The organism is Marinobacter santoriniensis NKSG1 (genome assembly GCF_000347775.1).
In the GTDB taxonomy this organism is placed as follows: domain Bacteria; phylum Pseudomonadota; class Gammaproteobacteria; order Pseudomonadales; family Oleiphilaceae; genus Marinobacter; species Marinobacter santoriniensis.
Genome location: NZ_APAT01000004.1, coordinates 1 through 19,755 on the forward strand (window position 1 = coordinate 1; position 19,755 = coordinate 19,755).

The 19,755-nt window shown below is 60.2% G+C and carries 19 protein-coding genes; 13 read left to right on the forward strand and 6 right to left on the reverse strand.

Translation table 11 applies throughout. The annotated features are described in order from the left end of the window. Positions 1-64 precede the first annotated feature (64 nt). Entirely contained in the window at positions 65-1,900 is a 1,836-nt protein-coding gene (ilvD, locus tag MSNKSG1_RS00400) for a dihydroxy-acid dehydratase (protein ID WP_008937245.1), read from the reverse strand. A 158-nt stretch (positions 1,901-2,058) separates the two neighbouring features. Here ilvD and MSNKSG1_RS00405 point away from each other — a divergent pair, with 158 nt between their 5' ends. Next, the gene (locus MSNKSG1_RS00405) at positions 2,059-3,312 is read left to right on the forward strand and encodes an HDOD domain-containing protein (RefSeq protein ID WP_008937246.1); all 1,254 of its coding nucleotides are present in this window, start codon (positions 2,059-2,061) and stop codon (positions 3,310-3,312) included. A 14-nt stretch (positions 3,313-3,326) separates the two neighbouring features. Further along, a complete protein-coding gene (locus MSNKSG1_RS00410; protein WP_201764931.1) occupies positions 3,327-3,905 on the forward strand; it encodes an LON peptidase substrate-binding domain-containing protein in 579 nt (192 codons plus the stop codon). Here the strand turns inward: MSNKSG1_RS00410 and MSNKSG1_RS00415 are convergent. Genes MSNKSG1_RS00415 through MSNKSG1_RS00425 form a run of 3 tightly spaced genes read right to left on the reverse strand, consistent with a single transcriptional unit; the run spans position 3,862 to position 7,381 of the window. Further along, on the reverse strand, positions 3,862-5,376 hold the full coding sequence (locus MSNKSG1_RS00415) for a bifunctional DedA family/phosphatase PAP2 family protein (RefSeq protein WP_008937248.1): 1,515 nt from the start codon (positions 5,374-5,376) through the stop codon (positions 3,862-3,864). The two genes, MSNKSG1_RS00410 and MSNKSG1_RS00415, sit on opposite strands and share 44 nt — an antisense overlap. Continuing rightward, entirely contained in the window at positions 5,373-6,371 is a 999-nt protein-coding gene (locus MSNKSG1_RS00420) for a GGDEF domain-containing protein (RefSeq protein WP_008937249.1), read from the reverse strand. Before MSNKSG1_RS00420 ends, MSNKSG1_RS00415 begins: the two co-directional genes overlap by 4 nt. After that, a complete protein-coding gene (locus tag MSNKSG1_RS00425) occupies positions 6,368-7,381 on the reverse strand; it encodes a GGDEF domain-containing protein (protein WP_008937250.1) in 1,014 nt (337 codons plus the stop codon). Before MSNKSG1_RS00425 ends, MSNKSG1_RS00420 begins: the two co-directional genes overlap by 4 nt. A gap of 146 nt (positions 7,382-7,527) precedes the next feature. Between MSNKSG1_RS00425 and MSNKSG1_RS00430 the strand changes: the two genes are divergently transcribed. From MSNKSG1_RS00430 to lipB, 10 genes are all read left to right on the forward strand, one after another. Beyond that, positions 7,528-8,784, forward strand: coding sequence for a glutamate-5-semialdehyde dehydrogenase (locus MSNKSG1_RS00430; protein ID WP_008937251.1), 1,257 nt, complete (start codon positions 7,528-7,530; stop codon positions 8,782-8,784). A 5-nt stretch (positions 8,785-8,789) separates the two neighbouring features. Continuing rightward, positions 8,790-9,440, forward strand: a complete 651-nt coding sequence (gene nadD, locus MSNKSG1_RS00435; protein ID WP_040886501.1) for a nicotinate-nucleotide adenylyltransferase — start codon at positions 8,790-8,792, stop codon at positions 9,438-9,440. A gap of 70 nt (positions 9,441-9,510) precedes the next feature. After that, the gene (rsfS, locus tag MSNKSG1_RS00440) at positions 9,511-9,861 is read left to right on the forward strand and encodes a ribosome silencing factor (protein WP_008937253.1); all 351 of its coding nucleotides are present in this window, start codon (positions 9,511-9,513) and stop codon (positions 9,859-9,861) included. 2 nt (positions 9,862-9,863) lie between these two features. After that, complete coding sequence (rlmH, locus tag MSNKSG1_RS00445; protein ID WP_008937254.1) at positions 9,864-10,334, forward strand: 23S rRNA (pseudouridine(1915)-N(3))-methyltransferase RlmH; 471 nt, start codon at positions 9,864-9,866, stop codon at positions 10,332-10,334. A gap of 9 nt (positions 10,335-10,343) precedes the next feature. Next, positions 10,344-12,239: a penicillin-binding protein 2 gene (mrdA, locus tag MSNKSG1_RS00450; protein WP_008937255.1), complete on the forward strand. Its 1,896-nt coding sequence runs from the start codon at positions 10,344-10,346 to the stop codon at positions 12,237-12,239. After that, on the forward strand, positions 12,239-13,381 hold the full coding sequence (gene rodA / locus MSNKSG1_RS00455; protein WP_008937256.1) for a rod shape-determining protein RodA: 1,143 nt from the start codon (positions 12,239-12,241) through the stop codon (positions 13,379-13,381). Before mrdA ends, rodA begins: the two co-directional genes overlap by 1 nt. Positions 13,382-13,468: 87 nt before the next feature. Next, a complete protein-coding gene (locus MSNKSG1_RS19535; protein ID WP_201764929.1) occupies positions 13,469-14,389 on the forward strand; it encodes a septal ring lytic transglycosylase RlpA family protein in 921 nt (306 codons plus the stop codon). A gap of 43 nt (positions 14,390-14,432) precedes the next feature. Further along, positions 14,433-15,599, forward strand: a complete 1,167-nt coding sequence (locus tag MSNKSG1_RS00465) for a D-alanyl-D-alanine carboxypeptidase family protein (RefSeq protein WP_008937258.1) — start codon at positions 14,433-14,435, stop codon at positions 15,597-15,599. Between the two features lie 30 nt (positions 15,600-15,629). Then, positions 15,630-15,899, forward strand: coding sequence for an HP0495 family protein (locus tag MSNKSG1_RS00470; protein WP_008937259.1), 270 nt, complete (start codon positions 15,630-15,632; stop codon positions 15,897-15,899). A gap of 5 nt (positions 15,900-15,904) precedes the next feature. Continuing rightward, positions 15,905-16,543, forward strand: a complete 639-nt coding sequence (lipB, locus tag MSNKSG1_RS00475; RefSeq protein ID WP_008937260.1) for a lipoyl(octanoyl) transferase LipB — start codon at positions 15,905-15,907, stop codon at positions 16,541-16,543. 6 nt (positions 16,544-16,549) lie between these two features. On the opposite strand, the gene MSNKSG1_RS00480 is transcribed toward lipB, so the two are convergent. After that, a complete protein-coding gene (locus MSNKSG1_RS00480) occupies positions 16,550-17,632 on the reverse strand; it encodes a GGDEF domain-containing protein (protein ID WP_008937261.1) in 1,083 nt (360 codons plus the stop codon). Positions 17,633-17,882: 250 nt separating this feature from the next. Between MSNKSG1_RS00480 and MSNKSG1_RS00485 the strand changes: the two genes are divergently transcribed. Next, positions 17,883-19,334 (forward strand): ABC1 kinase family protein, encoded by a 1,452-nt coding sequence (locus MSNKSG1_RS00485; protein WP_040886495.1) that lies wholly within the window; start codon positions 17,883-17,885, stop codon positions 19,332-19,334. Here MSNKSG1_RS00485 and MSNKSG1_RS00490 read toward each other — a convergent pair. Beyond that, a complete protein-coding gene (locus MSNKSG1_RS00490) occupies positions 19,268-19,717 on the reverse strand; it encodes a YqaA family protein (protein ID WP_008937263.1) in 450 nt (149 codons plus the stop codon). The genes MSNKSG1_RS00485 and MSNKSG1_RS00490 overlap by 67 nt on opposite strands. Between the last annotated feature and the right edge of the window lie 38 nt (positions 19,718-19,755).

Consider the following 19,755-nt stretch of genomic DNA (forward strand, 5'->3'; position numbering starts at 1 on the left):
TGCCTGACGACAACAAAAACGCCCGCCAGTATTACTCGTGGCGGGCTTTTTTGTGGCCGGGTGCTCAGTCCAGCTTGGTCAGGTCACGAACCGCCCCTTTGTCCGCGCTGGTCGCCAGCAACGCGTAGGCCTTGAGCGCTGCAGATACCTTGCGGTCCCGGGCCAGCTCGGGCTTCCAGCCTTTGGCGTCCCGTGCATCCCGGCGCCGGTCCAGCTCTGACTGGTCCACCTGCACATTGATCGAGCGGTTCGGGATATCGATCAGAATCGTATCGCCGTTCTCAATCAGTCCGATAGCGCCGCCTGCTGCGGCCTCCGGCGAGGCATGACCGATCGAAAGCCCGGAGGTCCCGCCCGAGAAACGACCGTCGGTGAGCAGTGCACAGTCCTTGCCGAGTCCCTTGGATTTAAGATAGCTGGTCGGGTAGAGCATTTCCTGCATGCCCGGGCCACCTTTCGGTCCCTCGTAGCGGATAATGACGACTTCTCCCGGTTTTACTTCATCATTGAGGATGCCGGCGACGGCCGAATCCTGGCTTTCGAAAACGCGGGCCTTGCCCTCGAAGACGTAGATGCTCTCGTCCACACCGGCGGTCTTGACCACACAGCCGTCCCGGGCAATGTTGCCGTAGAGTACCGCGAGGCCGCCCTCAGAGGAGTAGGCATTCTCGACGGAGCGGATGCAGCCGGCTTCGCGGTCGCCATCCAGGCTGGGCCAGCGGGTGTTCTGGCTGAACGCGGTCTGGGTCGGGATGCCCGCCGGTCCGGCCTTGAAGAATTCCACCACTTCCGGGGTGGGAGACTGCATGATGTCCCAGGTCTCCAGGGCTTCCTTCATGGTCTTGCTGTGAACGGTCGGCAGATCCGTGTTGATCAGTCCGCCGCGTTCCAGTTCGCCGAGAATTCCCATAATGCCGCCGGCCCGGTGCACGTCTTCCATATGGTATTTCGGGGAGTTGGGCGCCACTTTGCACAGCTGGGGCACGTGGCGCGACAGCTTGTCGATGTCTGCCAGGGTGAAATTGACGCCGCCTTCCTGTGCGGCAGCCAGCAGGTGCAGGATGGTGTTGGTGGAGCCGCCCATGGCGATGTCCATGGTCATGGCGTTCTCGAACGAAGCCAGTGAGGCAATGCTGCGCGGCAGGACGCTGGCATCGTTTTCCTCGTAATAGCGACGGGCGTTCACCACAATCTGTCGACCGGCCTCGAGGAAGAGCTGTTTACGATCCGCATGGGTAGCCAGCAGGGAACCGTTACCGGGCAGCGCCAGACCGATGGCCTCGGTGAGACAGTTCATGGAGTTGGCGGTAAACATGCCGGAGCATGAGCCACAGGTGGGGCAGGCACTCCGCTCGTATTCCTCGACCTGTTCGTCGCTGGCGTTCGGGTCGGCGGCGATGACCATCGCATCCACCAGGTCCAGCTTGTGTTCTGACAGCTTGGTTTTGCCGGCTTCCATCGGTCCGCCGGACACGAAAATGGTCGGGATATTGAGACGCATGGCGGCCATCAGCATTCCCGGAGTGATCTTGTCGCAGTTGGAGATACACACCAGGGCATCGGCACAGTGGGCGTTGACCATGTATTCCACGGAATCCGCGATGATCTCCCGGGAGGGCAGCGAATACAGCATCCCGTCGTGACCCATGGCAATGCCATCGTCCACGGCAATCGTGTTGAATTCCTTGGCGACACCACCGGCGGCCTCGATTTCGCGGCAGACCAGCTGCCCCAGATCCTTCAGGTGCACGTGACCGGGCACGAACTGGGTAAACGAGTTGGCAACCGCAATAATCGGTTTGCCGAAGTCGTCGTTTTTCATACCGGTGGCGCGCCAGAGGGCGCGGGCGCCGGCCATGTTCCGGCCGGCTGTGGATGTCCGCGAACGATACTGAGGCATGGTGTCTTGGTCTCTCTTGTCTGTTGCCGGTTAAAAGTGCAGCTGTAAAGGATACCAGATTAGACCGTAGGCGCATGGTTGTTTTCCAGGGCGGTGGTTACAATACTTAACAGTTGTGATCGAACTATCCCAAGGTTCTTCGAACAAGGAGTTTGCTTATGGCCGGGCCGGACAGCCTGCCGTTGCGTCGCCTCAAGAGTTTTCAGCCGCTGAATCGATTAACCGATGATCAGCTGGTGTTGTTGGCCAGCCGGGCCGAACGTCGGACGCACGGGCCGGGCCAGCGGGTTGCGGAGAGGGGTGTCCGTGATGGTCTCGATATCTTTCTGGTCTCCGGGGCGGTGGAATTGCAGGCCGTGGACGGGCGGAAATCGATCATCGAGGCGGAAACCGACAAAGCACTCAACCCGATTGCCCGTCTGCAGCCGCGCATGTACGACGTGGTGGCCGTGAAACCATCGGAATTCCTCGTGATAGAGCAGGATGTGCTGAATCAGCTGCTCCGATCGGCTCCGGTCAACCAGGTGGAAATGGGTTCCGAGGATGGCGTGTCCGGAGGCGATGAAGAACATCAACTGTTGATGGAGTTCTATTCCGAGCTTCGCTCAAACCAGATCAAATTGCCCAGTGTGCCCGACGTGGCCTGGAAGGTTCGCCGGGCGGTGGATCGGGACGAGTCGTCGGCAGAGCAGGTGGCAGCGGTTGTATCTGCCGATCCGGCCATGGCCGCCAAGCTTGTCCGTTCCTGTAACAGCCCGCTCTACCGCGGCTTCAGCGACGTTCGCAATGTTCGCGAGGCTGTGGTTCGGCTGGGTATGCGTACGACGCGCCAGCTCGTATCCGTCTTTGCGTTGCGAGAGGTGTTCAAAACCCGGCAGGCGTCGCTGCAGAAGGAGATGGAGAAGCTCTGGACCCACTCCCGTGAGGTCGCTGCGCTGTGCTGGGTGCTCGCGGACCAGGCAACCCGGATCGATCCCGAAGAGGCCCTTTTGGCAGGGCTGTTGCACGATATTGGCGTGGTACCGGTGCTGGTTCAGGCCGAGCATCATTCGGCGCTGTTTTCCAATGAAGCCAACCTGGGACATGCCATCCGGGAGTTGCGAGCTGATGTCGGCACCGCGGTGCTGGAGAATTGGGCCTTCCCTGCCGCGTTTCTCGAGTCGGTCCGGCATGCCGAAGACTGGCACTATGAATGCCGCGAGCCCGAACCGCAGTTGGTCGACGTGGTGATCGTGGCCCAATTGCATTCGATGATCGGGTCAAACCAGAACGACAGTCTGCCAGCGTTTGATGAAGTCCCTGCCTATCGGCGTCTGGGAGAACTGGAGCTCAATGCTTCCCGCAGTCTTCAGTTGCTCACCGAAGCCCGCGCGCGCGTTCAGGAAGTCCAGCAGTTGTTGTCGATTCGGTGAAGAGCAAAATGACCGTGACCGTCCCCCTGTTTCCGCTCAACTCCATCGTCCTGCCCGGCGGTCGTATTCCGCTTCAGCTGTTCGAGCCGAGGTACATCGACATGTTGACCCGGTGTCTGAAAGACGACGAGGGGTTCGTCGTGGTGCTGCTTCGGGAGGGGGCGGAAGCCGGTCCGGGGGCCAGCTTCTATGAGGTGGGTACCTACGTCCGGATCATTGACTTCCAGCAGCTGGAGAATGGCCTGCTGGGTATTACCGTCGAGGGTGAATCGAAAGTGACCGTTCTCCGGAGCTGGCGTGAGCCGGACGGACTCAACGTCGGCGATGTCGAACACCTCGAAGGCGAGGCGCAGAGCGCCGTGCCCGAACAGCACATTGAGCTCCAGTCGGTTCTGGAGGCCCTGTTTCGCCATCCGGTCGTTCGCGATCTGAAAATGCAGGTGGATTATGAAGACGCCCGCCATGTGGGGTGGCGACTGACGGAGCTTCTACCTCTCGACAAGCAGGAAAAGCAACGGCTGGTGGAACTTCAGGATCCCCTCGAGCGCCTCAATCGACTGCAGGAACTTCTCGAGGCGCTTGAGCCGGGGTGATCTCCCGGGTCACCGCCGAGTGGCTGGCCTGGGGCGTATACCGGTAACTGGCCTCTGGCCACTGGTGCAGGATATAGCCGACCGAAAAGGCCAGCCAGGCCGACACGCCCAGAACGCTCAGCGCGTCCATCGGAATGGGCGTGCGATCATATCGGCTGTAACTGGCCCGCACAAAACCGGTCACCGCCAGTCCCAGCAGGATGCCCCCGACAATGTCCGAGAACCAGTGTACCTCCAGGTAGAGGCGGCTTACCGCGACGGGCAGTACTGGCAGTGACAGGAGTACATAGGTGCGCCAGCGCCGACGCTGACCGAATTCCGCCGCGACGAAGCTGGCCAGAAGGGTCACCAGCACGGTGATGCCGGCGGCGTGACCGCTGGGAAAGGCGCCGGAGGCCGGGGGCTGGTTGACCACCGCCGGTCGCGGCAGATCGAGCCCGGTCTTCAGGCCCCATACCAGGCTCCACGTCAGTGCCAGCGCCAGGGCTATGTGCAGGGCCGCGGCGTAATACCCGCGAAACGCCAGCACCAGCATGGCGAGTCCCGCCGCCACGACCAGCACCAGCGGGTCGCCCAGCAGGGTCGCCACCAGTGCGGGTCCGTCCATCAGTGGGTGACGGAGCTGTTCGAACCAGAGCAGCACGGTCTGGTTGAATGGGTCCAGAGCGCCGCTGATGGCCAGTTGTTCCCAGATCAGGAACAGGCCGCAGCAGGCAATGGAAAGCATCAGGGAAGCAAGGGGGAATTCGCCAGCGCGGGCCGGTCGCTGGTTGCTGTAAAGTCGCCAGAATCGATGGGACAGTTCATACCGTGCAACGCGCTCTTCGAGCCATCGATAAAAGCGTCCGCCACCGCCCAGGCCCAACTGGAACTGCACCAGAACATAGTACACCACCAGCAGGGCCAGTAGGCTGACGCCGGTGACTGCGTAGAAATGGGGGGGCAGCTCGATGCCTGTCTGTAGAGCACTGCCCACCAGGAATCCGGGAATGACGTATGCCGGGGCCCAGGCAATGGCCGACACGATGTTGATGCCAAGGAATCGCTGCCAGGGCATGTGCAGGGCGCCGGCCACCAGCGGAATAATCGGACGGATCGGTCCGATAAAACGCCCGATAACGACACTTTTGCCCCCGTGTTTCCGGAAGAAGGTTTCTCCCTTGCCAATCAGGACTGGGTAGCGTTTGAACGGCCAGACGGACGTCAGTCGCCCCTTCAGTGTCTGCCCGATGAAGAAGCTGATGCCGTCGCCTACGACCGCGCCCAGAAAGGCCCAGGTCATGGCCTCGACCAAGGGCATGCCGGTTTTGCCAGCCAGTGCGGCGATGGCAAACAGAATGGCAACGCCCGGTACAATCAGGCCGGCAATGGCCAGGGATTCCACGCAAGCGGTGAGGAAAAGCGCGACCGCCAGCCATCCGGGATTCGACGACAGCCAGGCGGTGAGGTCAGAGAGCCAGGCGCCAGTCATGCCTCAATGGTCTCTCCCGGGCTGAACCAGATGGAGTCGGCGCCCCGTTTGCGCGCTTCTTCCATCGCACCGTGGGCCCGTTTGCGGAGGGTATCCGTGCGGGTATCGCCGTTGCCGCGTGTGGTGCAGCCCAGACTCACGGTGGCCTTGCCGACGACTGCCCACTGATGTTCACCGATGGTTCTGCGGATGCGCTCGGCAATGACCCGGACGCCTTCCTCCGGGGTAAACGGCAGGATCAGGAAGAATTCGGATTCGTTCAGGGTGTAGAGGGTGTCGCCCGCCCGGATAACACCGAACAGATGTTGGGTCATGTCCCGGAACAGTGTCTGCAGGGCTGCATTACCGTGCAGGTCCTTGGCTTCCGCTGCGTAGTCGATGCCCAGATGAACCACCGACAGGGGGTGGCCGGTTGCAATGGCGCGACTGATTTCCTTCTGCAGCGTTTCATCCAGGAACCGCGCATTATGGGCACCAGTCACCGGATCCGTGATGGCCAGATCCTCCGCCGACTGCGCCATGTGATCGTAATGCCAGGTATACAGTGCTGTTGTAACGAGCAGAATGACCAGTCCGGTGGTGGTGACCATGGCGTCCTCCACCGGATGGCTGAGGAACAGAACCACCGACATGGGAGTGACCAGAAGCAGGGATAACGCCAGCCCCTGGCGAAGCGGGAGAATCAGGAGGTTCAGTATCAGCAGGGGCATGGCCCAGTGGCTGATGCCCGGTCCGTTCATGCTGATCAGTGCTGCCAGCAGCCCGCTGTTGAGCGCGGAGAGGATGATCAGGTGGCCCGGGGCAGATAACTGGTGCCGTCGGCTGATAATGGTATAGGCCAGTCCCGCGAGGCTGAGGATAGCCATCCCGGAGGCCAGGTAGAACAGATCGTAGAATCCGTACCGCAGGTTTTGCACGGCCAGGGCAGCGATGAACAGGGTCGCCAGGGCGTAGCCTGCGCTATGGGTGATCGTGCGTAGCCTGGTTTCGGTCATGATGCCGGCCCCCCGTGCTCTGTCGTGGATCGAGCCGTATGCGACCAGGCGCTGTAGGTCTGGGTACGGTTGCCACCCTGTTGCTGGGCCCGGCGCAATGCGTGTGCGGCGCTCTGCTGGAGGCTGTCGGCATCGTCGCCGATATTGAGACCGGCGATGCCGGTACTGACCGTGAGATTCAATCCGTGTGATTCCAGCAGGGTGCGGAGCCCGCTGCGAATGATATCTGCCCGGTTCCCGGCATCGCCGGTGGAGATTCCCGGAAGAATGATCAGGAACTGAAGGTCTGCGACCCGGTAATAGGTGTCGAAATCGCGGATCTGGGAGTGCAGGTAACGGCCGATCCGGGGCAGGATGGACCGGATATCTTCGGCCGGTTCGTGATCGCTCACATGGGTGTCCAGTCCGACCATGATGACCGACAGATCGGTGCCTTCCCGTTCGCTGCGCTGGATTTCCTTGTGCAGGTCGGCGGACAGATATTCACGGCTGGCTGCCTGGGTCAGCTCGTCCGTACGCCGAAGGGGGGCCAGCTGCCGGTTCTTGTATTCCCGGAGGAAGACCAGCAATCCGGAGAGCATCAGGGTCAGCAGGAACGCGCTTACCAGCTGGTGCCGGTCCGGGAGTCCCGTCATCCACTGGGTCCCTGCCATGACCAGCACGCCGACTGCCAGCGAGAGGCCGGCGGCAATGACCGGCCGAAACAGGGCAAAGGCAACCAGCGGCATCGCATAAAGCCAGTGCGTCATCGCCCAGGGGCCCAGCAGGAATGCCGACAGGGTCAGGCAGGTGGTCACGATGAAGAAAAGACGTTGAATGGTTGGCCAGGGCTGTCTTTTCCGGGCCGGATGAAAGTTCCGGCCGCTGATAACGACGCCCGCTGCCGCTGCCGCCACGGCTGACATGAGAGGGTCGCCCAACAAGGCGCTGGCGATGGCAATAATGATCAGTCCCGCGAAACCGGCCCGTGACAGCCTGCTCAACAAGAATTTTTCGGCCGTCTGGGCCATGGTGTGTCCTTCCTCTCCCGGCGCGTCCATTGAGTATTAAGCATAGCGCAGCGGTATAATAATGGTTTGGGGTGCGTACTTGAAACGGGAAAGGTAAAGTTAGGCCCTTATTACGTATTTTGATGTCGAACTGACAAGGTAACAGGATGGATATTGCAGGATACATGGCCGAGGTTGGTCAGCAGGCCCGGGCCGCCGCCACACTGGTGGCAAAGTCCACGACGGCTGTGCGCAACAGGGCACTGCTGGCAACTGCAGACGCACTGGATGCCGCGCGAGGTGAGTTGGCGGTTGCCAACAGCAAGGATCTCGAGAAAGGACGGGAGAACGGTCTGGACGCGGCGATGCTGGATCGTCTGGAGCTGACACCGGAGCGGATCGACTCCATGATTGAGGGCCTGCAGCAGGTTGCCTCGCTTCCGGATCCCATTGGCGAGATTACCGACATGACCTATCGCCCCTCCGGCATTCAGGTCGGAAAGATGCGGGTTCCCCTGGGGGTGATCGGGATCATCTACGAATCCCGTCCGAACGTGACGGTTGAAGCCGCAAGCCTGTGTCTGAAGTCGGGAAATGCCACCATCCTCAGGGGTGGATCCGAAGCCATCCATTCCAATCAGGCGATTGCCCGCTGTCTTGCCATTGGCCTGGCCGAGGCCGGTCTTCCGGAAAATGCCGTACAGGTGATCAAGACCACCGATCGTGCGGCGGTGGGCGAGCTGATCACGATGCCGGCCTACGTCGATGTGATCGTGCCCCGCGGCGGCAAGGGGCTGATCGAACGGATCAGCCGGGATGCCCGTGTGCCGGTGATCAAACACCTGGACGGCGTATGTCATGTCTACATCGACAGTCACGCGGATCCCGAGAAGGCCCTGCGCGTGGCGGTGAATGCCAAGACCCAGCGGTACGGAACCTGCAACACCATGGAAACCCTCCTGGTGGATCAGGAAATTGCCGAAGATATCCTGCCGCTGCTGGCGGAGGCCTTTGAGGAAAAAGGGGTGGAGTTGCGAGGGTGTCCGGCAACCCGCGCTGTGGTTCCCTCGGCCAAAGAGGCGGTGGACGCAGACTGGGAAGCCGAATACCTGGCTCCCATCCTGGCAGTGCGCGTGGTGGACGGTCTGGATGGAGCGATCGCGCATATCAACCGCTACAGCTCCCAGCACACCGACAGCATCGTCACTGAAAACTATACCCGGGCCCGGCGTTTCCTCACGGAAGTGGATTCCAGCTCTGTGATGGTCAATGCCTCGACCCGGTTTGCCGACGGATTCGAGTACGGTCTGGGCGCAGAGATCGGCATCTCCACCGACAAGATCCATGCCCGCGGTCCCGTGGGACTGGAAGGCCTCACGTCCCAGAAATACGTGGTGTTCGGCGACGGCCACATCCGGACCTGATGTCCATGCATGTGATCTACGGCGGAACCTTCGACCCCGTGCACCACGGGCACCTGCGACTGGCCATCGAGCTGTGTGACCGCCTGGGCGTGGCGAACGTCAGCCTGGTGCCCTGCCATATCCCGCCACACCGCGGCGACACCGGCGCCAGTGCGGGGCAGCGGCTGACGCTGCTGGAGCTGGCGATTCGCGACGAAGCCAGTCTGCGGATTGATGACCGGGAACTCCGGCGGGCCGGCGCTTCCTACACCGCGGATACGCTGCGCCAGCTCCGGGCCGAACTGGGCCCGGATGAGCCGCTGGTGATGGTGGTCGGTACCGACGCCTTTGCCAGCTTTGACCGCTGGCGGGAGTGGGACATGATTCCCGAGCTGGCCCACATCGTTGTGGTGCAACGTCCGGGGCCGGCGCTGGATCCGGACGGTCAGCCGGCAAAGCTGCTGGCTGAACGCAAAGTCAGCGATCCGGCGCGTCTCCGTGAGAGTCCGGCCGGCCTCGTGCTGGCACTGGACGCGCCGCTGCTGGATATTTCCGCCACCGGTATCCGTGATCGAATTGCCCAGGGGCGTTCTCCCCGATATCTGATCCCGGACGGGGTCTGGGCGGAGATTCGACGGCAGGGGCTTTATGGCGCCTGCCCGGACGGGAACTTTTAGTGCTACAATTCCGTCTCATTGAGACTTTTCGGGCAGGCAATCCGGCCGATGTCCGATTAACAGGGTGATTATGCAGGCAGAAGAACTGAAAGATTTGGTGGTCACGGCACTGGAAGACGTGAAGGCGCAGGACATCAGTGTCATTGATGTGCGCGATCGGACCAGTGTCACGGACTTCATGGTGCTGGCGTCCGGCACCTCCAACCGTCACGTTAAATCCCTCGCCGATTCGGTGGTGGTTGAAGCCAAGGAGCAGGGAGTTCGGGCCAGCAACGTCGAGGGCGCAACTGCCAGCGACTGGATCCTGGTCGACCTCGGCGATGTCGTTGTTCATGTGATGATGCCCGCTACCCGCGAGTTCTACGATCTGGAGCGACTCTGGCGCGATGCTCCGGATCTTGGCGCCGCGGGCAGAGAATAAGCATGCGGTTACGTCTGATCTGTGTCGGGCAGAAGATGCCCGACTGGGTCAGCAGCGGGTATCAGGAGTATGCCCGTCGAATGCCCCCGGAACTTCCCCTGGAACTGGTTGAAATTCCCATGGCCCATCGTGGGAAGAATCCGGATATCCCCCGGCTGATGCAGAAGGAAAGCGATGCGATTCTCGGGGCACTGGGTGCTCGCGATCGCGTCATCGCCCTGGAAGTGGGCGGCCGTCCCTGGTCAACTGAGAAGCTGGCCAGCCAGCTTGAAAACTGGCAGCAGGATGGCAGTGACGTGAGTTTTCTGGTGGGAGGGCCCGACGGTTTGGCCGATGCCTGTCGCCAGCGAGCGGATCAGCAGTGGTCTCTGTCGCCTCTGACATTGCCGCATCCACTGGTGCGTATTCTGCTTGCAGAGCAGCTGTACCGGGCCTGGACGATCACCCGAAACCATCCGTACCATCGCGCCTAGAGGTTGTCCATGCCGTGGGGTGAATTCAAGGATACCGCAGCCGAGCGCCGCCTGTTCCAGCGCCGCGCGCTGGTTATGCTGACGGTGGTCGTGCTGGCGCTGGGCGGCCTCATGGCCCGCATGTATCAGCTTCAGATCGTCGAAAACGATACTTACACCACCCTGTCTGATAAAAACCGTGTTCAGGTGCAGTCGGTTCCACCTCCGCGCGGCCTGATCTACGACCGCAACGGTGCTCTTCTGGCCGAGAACCGGCCAGTGTTCAGCGTCACCATTGTGCCCGAGCGCGTGGAGGGTATGGACGACACCCTCAGCGAACTTGAGGGCATCATCAATGTCTCCGATCAGGATCTGGAACGGTTTGACCGCAGGCTGCACGAGCCCCGCCGGCCGTATCAGGAAATCCCGCTGCGATACGACCTGACCGAAGAAGAGATCGCCAAGCTCGCCGTTCACCGGCACGAGTTGCCGGGTGTCGAGGTCAAGGCGGAGCTGGTTCGTTATTACCCCCACAGTGTCCTGACCTCCCACGTACTTGGTTACGTTGGCCGGATCAACCGGGAGGAACTGCAGAATATCGACGCGGTCAATTACGCCGGGACGAACTACATCGGAAAATCCGGTATCGAGAAGTTCTACGAGAAGACGCTGCACGGCAAGGTCGGCTATCAGCACGTTGAAACCAATGCCAGGGGGCGGATTCTTCGGGTTCTGGAACGGGAGAACCCGGTGCCAGGGGAGGACCTCCAGTTACAGTTGGATCTTCGCCTGCAGAAAAAGGCGTATGAGCTACTCGACGGCCGCCGTGGCGCCGTCGTGGCGATCGAACCGAAAACCGGTGGAATACTGGCGCTGGCCAGTGTGCCGGGCTTTGATACCAACAAGTTTGTCACCGGTATCAGTGTGGACGATTACCGGGAACTGCGGGAAAGCAAGGATAAACCACTGTTCAACCGGGCACTTCGCGGCCAGTACCCGCCAGGGTCTACTCTGAAACCCATGTTGGCGGTCGCCGCACTGGACAGTGGCGCGACTACCCGAACCAAGAAAATATGGGACCCGGGTTACTTCCAGCTCAACGATACCGGTCGTCGCTATCGGGACTGGAAACGCTGGGGGCACGGTTGGGTCGATCTGAAAAAGGCCATCGCGCAGTCGTGCGATACCTATTTCTACGGTGTTGCAGTGGACATGGGGGTGGACACCATGTCGGGCTATCTCTCCAGTTTCGGGTTTGGCGAGGATGCCACGCTGGATGTCTCGGGAGCGCTCAGTGGACTGTTGCCATCGAGGGAGTGGAAACGGGCCGCGCGCAAGGAACCCTGGTATCCGGGGGACTCGGTAAACCTCGGTATCGGTCAGGGATTCATGCTGGCCACACCGCTGCAACTGGCTACCGCAACCGCCCTGATTGCGAATCGTGGGCAGTGGGTTGAGCCCCGATTGCTCAAGGATGTCCTGGGTGACGATCCGGTCAATAAAGTACTGCCTCCGGAAACCCATGAACCGCTGAAACTGAAAAATCCCAGCGACTGGGAGTATGTCGTCGACAGCATGGCCGAGGTGATGGAAGGAGCGCATGGGACGGCCCGTCGTGCCGCCCAGGGGGCTCCTTACCGGATGGCGGGCAAGACCGGGACCGCCCAGGTGTACAGCCTTGAGGAAGATGAGGAGTACGATGCGAATGAAATCCGGGAACGGCTGCGGGATCACGCACTCTTCGTTGGCTTTGCGCCGGTGGACGACCCCAAGATTGTCGTCTCCGTTATCGTCGAGAATGGCGGGAGCGGCAGCGGAACTGCCGCCCCGGTGGCCCGGGCAATGTTCGATACCTGGCTGCTGGACCTGAAACATGGTGAGGACTCCGGCAAGGTGAGTATGGCCGACACGAAGGGGGCGAACTGATGGCCCTGAAAGATTTGATGGATTCCGGTTCTGCCAATCCCCTCGGGCGCCCCCGAAGCATCTGGACGACCCTGCATCTGGATCCGGTATTGCTGGTGCTGTTGCTGTTACTGATCTGCAGCGGACTGTTCGTGCTTTACAGCGGTGCCGATCGCAACATCGAGGTGGTCAAGGCGCAGGGGATCCGGATGACCATCGCGTTCGTGGTGATGCTGGTGTTTGCCCAGCTGGATCCCGCCGTATTCCGGCGCTGGGCGCCCTGGCTCTATGTGGTCGGTCTGATTGCATTGGCGGCGGTCCTGGTTGCGGGCGTTGGTGCAAAAGGCGCCCAGCGCTGGTTGGCCATTCCGGGATTGCCGCGTTTCCAGCCGTCTGAGCTGATGAAGCTGGTGGTGCCGATGATGGCGGCCTGGTACCTGTCGAGGCATTACCTGCCCCCGAGGTTTTCCCATGTGGCGGTCGGACTGGGGATTGTGCTGTTACCCATGGGCATGATTATCGAGCAGCCGGATCTGGGAACGTCGCTGCTGGTAGGGCTTGCCGGCATCTTCGTGGTGTTTTTTGCCGGAATGAGCTGGAAACTCATTTCTGCGGTTTTTGCCATGGTGTCGGTGTCTGCGCCACTGATGTGGTTTTTCGTGATGCGGGATTACCAGAAGCAGCGCGTGCTGACATTGCTGGATCCCCAGAGCGATCCCCTTGGGGCCGGGTGGAATATTATTCAATCGAAAACGGCGATCGGCTCCGGTGGCCTTGAAGGCAAGGGTTGGCTGCTGGGAACCCAGTCGCACCTGGAATTCCTGCCCGAGAGTCACACCGATTTCATTGTTGCCGTGCTGGCGGAAGAGTTCGGTTTCATCGGCATGGGGCTGTTGCTGACGACCTATTTTCTCATCATCCTGCGCTGTCTTTACATTGCGGCCACGGCCCAGGACTCGTTCAGTCGGCTGGTCGCCGGCGCCTTGACCATGACGTTCTTCATTTACGTCTTCGTGAACGTCGGGATGGTCAGCGGCCTGTTACCCGTCGTGGGCGTACCACTGCCGTTGATCAGCTATGGCGGTACCTCCAGTGTGACGCTGATGGCCGCGTTTGGTGTCCTTATGTCGATACACACCCATCGACGAATGCTGGCTGCGTGATCAACCATGGAAGGCGGGTAATGGTGATTGGGTTAAAGAACCCGTTACAATGAAGAAAAGAATGTCTGGTTTTTACGCGGCAAGCGGATGGCAGGGGGATTGCCCACGGTGAACGCAAAACGTCATTGGGCCGCAGGATTGGCAGTCCTGCTGCTCCTCGGGCTGGGTGGATGTGCGTCCTCCCCGCAAACGAGCAGTTCCCGCTACGCACTGTCGCAGGACCGTGCACCGTCGAAAGATATTGATGTGTCTGGCCTGCCGGATGCGAGTCCCCGATATGAGAAGGGACGGAGTGCGGGCAACAAATCGCCATATTCGGTCTGGGGCAAAACCTACCGGGTTCTGGATACGAACGATGGTTACGTCGCCCGCGGCACCGCCAGTTGGTATGGTGAGAAGTTCCATGGCCACAGGACATCCAACGGCGAAACCTTCGACATGTATGAAATGTCGGCCGCCCACAAGACGTTGCGAATCCCGAGTTATGCCCGGGTGACCAATCTGGACAACGGTCGTTCGGTCATTGTCCGGGTCAATGATCGTGGGCCCTTTCACAGCGACCGGCTGATCGACCTGTCCTACGCGGCGGCGAAAAAGCTGGGATATCAGTCGAAAGGGACGGCGCACGTCGAAGTGGCTGCCATCACGGTCCGGCCGGACGGTTCCATGTACCTTGCCGGTCAGCCGTTTCAGCCGGGTGAGCAAAGTGGCCCGGTTGCCGATTCCGGCGAGGCACGGACTGCTGAAAGATCGCCAAATGGAACCGGTGAAGCGCTGTTTGTCCAACTGGCCTCGTTCAGCAGTCGAGGCCCTGCGGAAGCCCTGTTGAAGCGGGTTCGCAGTGTCCTGCAGAATCCGATGCGGGTACGGGCGATCAATACCCAGTCCGGTCGCTATCACCGGGTACAGGTCGGTCCTTTCGAGACAGAGGCTGCGGCGAGAAAAACCCAGGGGCTGCTCGAGGCCCGTGGCTTTGCACAGACGATCCTGTTGACCGATTCGCGTTGATCAACCAAAACACCGAAAACACACCTGACGAATGAATGGACCCATGGCTTTAAACAACCTTTTGCGTTCCCTTTCCGTGGTACTCATGCTTGTCTTTGCCCTGACCGGCAAAGTGATGGCGCAGTCGGTACTGATTCCCTCGCCACCCCAGATTGCGGGTAGCTCCTACGTACTGATGGATCCCAAGAGCGGGAGCATCATCATGGACGAAAACAGCCATGAACGACTTCCGCCCGCGAGTCTTACCAAGATGATGACGGCTTACCTCGTGGAACGGGAAATGGCGGAAGGCCGCATTTCCATGGACGATATGGTGCCGATCAGCGTCAAGGCCTGGAAAACGCCAGGTTCCAGAACGTTTGTCCGTGAGGGGACGTCGGTACCGGTGGAGACCCTGCTCCACGGCATGATCATCCAGTCCGGAAACGATGCCACGGTGGCCCTGGCGGAGTACGTGGCCGGCAGTGAGGACGCTTTTGTCGACATGATGAACCAGCAGGCCAAGATCCTTGGTATGAAGGATACGCATTTCCAGAATGCCACGGGCCTGCCGCACAAAGACCATTATTCCACCGCTTATGATCTGGCTATCCTCGCCCGGGCGATCATCAACGATTACCCGGAAAATTATCCGATCTACGCCAAGAAACACTTCACCTACAACAACATCCGTCAGCCCAACCGGAACAGCCTGCTGTGGCGTGACGACAGTGTGGATGGCCTGAAAACCGGACATACCGAAGAAGCCGGGTACTGCCTTGTGGCCTCGGCCAAACGCGACAACACCCGATTCATTGGCGTCGTGATGGGCACGAACAGTTCCGATGCCCGGGCTCAGGAAGTTCAGAAAATGCTGAACTACGGCTTCCGGTACTATCAGAGCGAGCGTCTGTTCCAGGCGGGGCAGGAATTGATGCAGGCCCCGGTCTGGGGCGGCAAGGTCGATCAGGTATCGGTCGGTATGAACAAGGATGTCTATGTGACCATTCCCCGGGGCTCTCGCGACCAGCTTGAATCCACCGTGGACCTTGATTCTGTGATCAAAGCCCCCACCAAGGTGGGAGACGAGCTCGGTCGTGTAAAAGTTGCCCTCAATGGCGCGGTGCTGGTGGATCAGCCGGTGCTGGCCCTGAACGATGTTCCCGAGGGCGGATTCTTCAAGCGTATCTGGGATGCGATCAAGCTGTTCTTTGTTCAATTGTTTCAGTAAGGGCGATCCGGGTCCCGGGAGTAGTGTGGCATGAGTGAACCGAAAGCACCGAAAATAGAATTCCCCTGTGATTACGTGATAAAGGTGATCGGTAACTCCGCGCCCGATTTCAGCGAATTTGTCGTTGAAGTCGTGGAGCAGCATGCCCCGGGGATTACCGAGGCCGACATCTCGATCACCGAAAGCAGCAAGGGCCGGTTTTCCTCCGTCCAGCTCAAAATCGTTGCTACCGGCGAAGCGCAGCTCAAGGCCCTGTTTGAAGAGCTCAAGGCCAGCGGTCGGGTTCATATGGTGCTGTGACGTCCATGGCAGACCTTATTGTCCGTCGCCTGGGCGAACAGCCCTATCAGGAAACCTGGGACGCCATGAAACAGTTCACGGCGGACCGGGACGACGCCACAGCCGATGAAATCTGGTGCCTGGAACACCCCAGGGTGTTTACCCAGGGGCAGGCCGGCAAGGCTGAGCACCTGCTGTTTCCGGGCGACATTCCGGTCATCAAGGTTGATCGCGGTGGCCAGGTGACCTATCACGGGCCCGGTCAGCTCGTGGTCTACCTGATGCTGGATTTGCCGCGGAAAAAAATGGGCGTTCGATCGCTGGTGGATACCATCGAGCAGGGAATTGTCGGTACCCTCGGCGACCTGGGTATCGAAGCCGCTGCCCGCCCCGATGCGCCGGGCGTTTATGTGGGCGATGCCAAAATCGCCTCACTGGGCCTGCGGGTACGTCGGGGATGCTCGTTCCATGGGCTTGCCCTGAACGTGGCAATGGACATGGAGCCATTCAGTCGGATCAATCCCTGCGGCTATGCCGGCATGGCCATGTGCCAGGTGACCGATTTTGTTCCGGGAAAGACCGTCTCCGATCTCGATAAACGTCTCGTCCAGCATCTGGTCGATGCCTTATCGTATGCGTCGGTCAGTTACCGGGACGGCTGGTAGTTACCTTCAGTCACCCGCCGGAATGGCCAGATTTCTGCCTCCTTCCTTGGCCCTGTAGAGCGCTTCGTCGGTTCTTTGCAGAAGTCGGTCGATGGATTCATTGCCCTCGATAGTGCCTACGCCAATGCTGACCGTGGCGCCGACAGTGCGGTTTTCCACGGTGACCGAGGCCGCTTCGATCGCGGAGCGGACCCGGTTTGCGGTCTGCAATGCGTCTTCGGCCCCGGTTTCCGGGAGCAACACCAGAAATTCCTCTCCACCCCACCGGGCCGGCGTATCCACCCGTCGGCACTGGTCCCGCAAACACTGGGCAACCAGCACGATCAGTTCGTCGCCCGCCTGATGGCCATAGGTATCGTTGATGCTCTTGAACAGGTCGATATCCATCAGAAGCACCGAAAACGGTCGCTGGGTCCGCCGATACCGCTCGTATTCGTTTTCAAGTTGCTCGACTGCCTCCCGGCGGTTGGCCAGCCCCGTCAGTGCGTCATGCTTGGCGGCATGCTCGAATTCGGCAGCGAGTCTGAGCAGTCCCAGTTTGCTGCGGCGACGACTCTGGTCAAGGATGTAGCAGGACACCATCTCGAAACTCAGGACAATGATCATGGAGATTCGGAAACTGGTGCTGTAGGGGGAATTGAACAGAGCGTCGCCGAGTGGGCTGAATAGAAAGATGAGACCCGCGATTCCGCCGACGCAGGCGATCACACCCACCCGGGCCTGACTGATATAGAAGATGATCGGCGGGTAGGCAAACAGCCAGATGATGGCCGAGCCGTCCTCCACTGCTTGTATCGCCAGAAAGGTGAACAGGGCGACAATCAGCACAATAAAGCCACGTCGCTGAAGCGTCTGGTGACCAAGCAGGAAATAGAGCAGGGCATTGACGCCCAGGAGCACGGCAAAAATCGTCAGGAACGTCGGGACCAGGGCTGCGCTGTCCTGTCTGACGGCGCGCCAGGCAAAGAACGTCAGCAAGGGGATGGCTGCGGCCGTCAACCAGTTGATCAGGACCGGAACCGGGATTTCGCCCCTGACGCGAAACTGGGACAGTTCCTCATCGGGTGTGCGTGTGCCTGCGTGACTCATTGTAGGATCTTGTTGTTGTGTTCAGATCAAGGAAGCCGTTCAGATCTCCATACTAGTCCGTTATGCGACGGGGGACTGTGTAAAATCGTAAACGGTCAGGGAGACAGGTTTAAACCGGGCACTTGCGGCAGACATTGGCCCTCAGGCCTCAAAATCGGGGTCGAATCGGTGAGGTTAGGTCGCTAGAGTATCCGTATAATGGGATTATCAGTGGGCGAAAGCCCGAATTCTCTGCATTCACAGGTTGTCCATGTCATCAAGACGTTCAGGATCCACAGTGTCCCGCATCAAAACCGGCAGCTTCGAGCGTCGCCTCAGTCTGACCCGGGCAGGCCTGACAGCAGGAACGCGGATGGCCTCCCATATGGCGACCAACTGGTTCAGTAGTCGGGAGAAGCGTGAGGAGCGACACCGGGCCATGCTCTCCAGCCAGGCGCGGTTTTTGGTCGATGAGTTGGGGCGACTGAAAGGCAGCGTGGTTAAAATTGGCCAGGTCATGGCGCTCTATGGTGAGCATTTTCTGCCGGAAGAGGTAACCGAAGCACTGCATACCCTTGAGGACCAGACCACGTCGCTGGAGTGGTCAGCCATCGAGCGCGTATTGAAGGACGAGCTGGGAGCCGACCGGCTCACCGAACTGGAGGTTGACCCGGAGCCCATCGGCGCTGCCTCGCTCGGGCAGGTTCACAGGGCGGTGCGCCGCAGTGACGGGCTGGAACTGGTGCTCAAAGTCCAGTATCCGGGAGTGGCCGATGCCGTGGACAGTGATCTGAACGCGGTGGCCCAGTTGCTCAAGGTGGCGCGCCTGGTGAGTTTTGGCCCGGAATTCAACGACTGGCTGGAAGAAGTCCGTCAGATGATGCATCGGGAGGTGGATTACCGCCTTGAAGCCCGGACCACCGAGAAATTCCGGACCATGCTGGCGGACGATCCGCGGTTCATCGTTCCGCGTGTTCTGCAGGAGTATTCGTCGGAGCATGTGATTGCCTCCACCTACGAACATGGGCATTCGGTTGGTTCATCGGCGGTTCGGGAACTTCCCCAGGATCGCCGGAGTGCACTGGGGAAAGCGGCCCTGGAACTGTTTTTCCGGGAACTGTTCGTCTGGGGAGAGATCCAGACAGATCCGAACTTCGGCAATTACCGCATCCGGATTGCCGGTGAAGAGGGTGAGGATCCGGGCTATGACCGGATTGTGCTGCTGGATTTCGGGGCCGTCCAATCATACTCCGACGAATTCCTTCAGCCGGTTATCCAGATGATACGGGCGTCGTATGAGGACGATCTGGACGCGGTCATCGATGGCGGCGTGGCCCTGCGATTCATGAGCATGGACTGGCCGCAGGAGGTGCGTGAGAAGTTCGGCCGGGTCTGTATGTCGGTGCTGGAACCTCTGGCCCGGGATCAGGGACAATGGCCGGACTACGCGGTCAACAGCGCCGGCCAGTACCGGTGGAAGCAGAGTGATCTGCCCTCCCGGGTCGCACGACAGGCGGCCCGCTCCGCTATCAGCCGCTATTTCCGGGTGCCGCCGAAAGAATTTGTCTTCCTCAACCGGAAGCTGATCGGTGTATACACTTTTATTGCAGTGTTGCAATCGGAGTTCAACGGCGAGCCGCTCCTCAGGAAGTACCTTTATGGTGCCGGAGAAGGCCCTGACACGCCCGATGCTTCTGCCACCAGCCAGAGTACAAAGGCGTAGCGCAGCCCCTTGCCAATGGCCACCAGAACGACAAAGTTGAGCCAGGGCACGCGCATGATTCCGCCCACCAGTGTCAGTGCGTCACCGCCGAGTGGCAGCCAGCCCAGCAACAGTGACCACTGACCGTATCGATTGAACCGGTTGCGGGCTTTATGAAGCTGCAGGTCACTGATCGGGAACCATCGCTTGTGCTTGAACCTGTCGACCTGCCGGCCAAGGATCCCGTTCACGACCGAACCCAGGGTATTGCCGGCGGTCGCCCAGAACCAGAGCCACCAGAGGTTGAATCCCTGGGTGACCATCCCGCCCAGCAGAACCTCGGAGTAAGCGGGAAGCAGCGTTGCTGCGGCAAATGCGGTCAAAAACAGTGTCAGGTATGCCACGGTTACTCCGGTCTTGATCGATTGCAAGGTCGGGGGCT

Bases quoted from the DNA above. Each gene is read 5' to 3' on its own strand.
- ilvD (WP_008937245.1), bottom strand. From the start codon at position 1,900: ATGCCTCAGTATCGTTCGCGGACATCCACAGCCGGCCGGAACATGGCC.
- MSNKSG1_RS00405 (WP_008937246.1), top strand. From the start codon at position 2,059: ATGGCCGGGCCGGACAGCCTGCCGTTGCGTCGCCTCAAGAGTTTTCAG.
- MSNKSG1_RS00415 (WP_008937248.1), bottom strand. From the start codon at position 5,376: ATGACTGGCGCCTGGCTCTCTGACCTCACCGCCTGGCTGTCGTCGAAT.
- MSNKSG1_RS00420 (WP_008937249.1), bottom strand. From the start codon at position 6,371: ATGACCGAAACCAGGCTACGCACGATCACCCATAGCGCAGGCTACGCC.
- MSNKSG1_RS00425 (WP_008937250.1), bottom strand. From the start codon at position 7,381: ATGGCCCAGACGGCCGAAAAATTCTTGTTGAGCAGGCTGTCACGGGCC.
- MSNKSG1_RS00430 (WP_008937251.1), top strand. From the start codon at position 7,528: ATGGATATTGCAGGATACATGGCCGAGGTTGGTCAGCAGGCCCGGGCC.
- nadD (WP_040886501.1), top strand. From the start codon at position 8,790: ATGCATGTGATCTACGGCGGAACCTTCGACCCCGTGCACCACGGGCAC.
- rsfS (WP_008937253.1), top strand. From the start codon at position 9,511: ATGCAGGCAGAAGAACTGAAAGATTTGGTGGTCACGGCACTGGAAGAC.
- rlmH (WP_008937254.1), top strand. From the start codon at position 9,864: ATGCGGTTACGTCTGATCTGTGTCGGGCAGAAGATGCCCGACTGGGTC.
- mrdA (WP_008937255.1), top strand. From the start codon at position 10,344: ATGCCGTGGGGTGAATTCAAGGATACCGCAGCCGAGCGCCGCCTGTTC.
- rodA (WP_008937256.1), top strand. From the start codon at position 12,239: ATGGCCCTGAAAGATTTGATGGATTCCGGTTCTGCCAATCCCCTCGGG.
- MSNKSG1_RS19535 (WP_201764929.1), top strand. From the start codon at position 13,469: ATGGCAGGGGGATTGCCCACGGTGAACGCAAAACGTCATTGGGCCGCA.
- MSNKSG1_RS00465 (WP_008937258.1), top strand. From the start codon at position 14,433: ATGGCTTTAAACAACCTTTTGCGTTCCCTTTCCGTGGTACTCATGCTT.
- MSNKSG1_RS00470 (WP_008937259.1), top strand. From the start codon at position 15,630: ATGAGTGAACCGAAAGCACCGAAAATAGAATTCCCCTGTGATTACGTG.
- lipB (WP_008937260.1), top strand. From the start codon at position 15,905: ATGGCAGACCTTATTGTCCGTCGCCTGGGCGAACAGCCCTATCAGGAA.
- MSNKSG1_RS00480 (WP_008937261.1), bottom strand. From the start codon at position 17,632: ATGAGTCACGCAGGCACACGCACACCCGATGAGGAACTGTCCCAGTTT.
- MSNKSG1_RS00485 (WP_040886495.1), top strand. From the start codon at position 17,883: ATGTCATCAAGACGTTCAGGATCCACAGTGTCCCGCATCAAAACCGGC.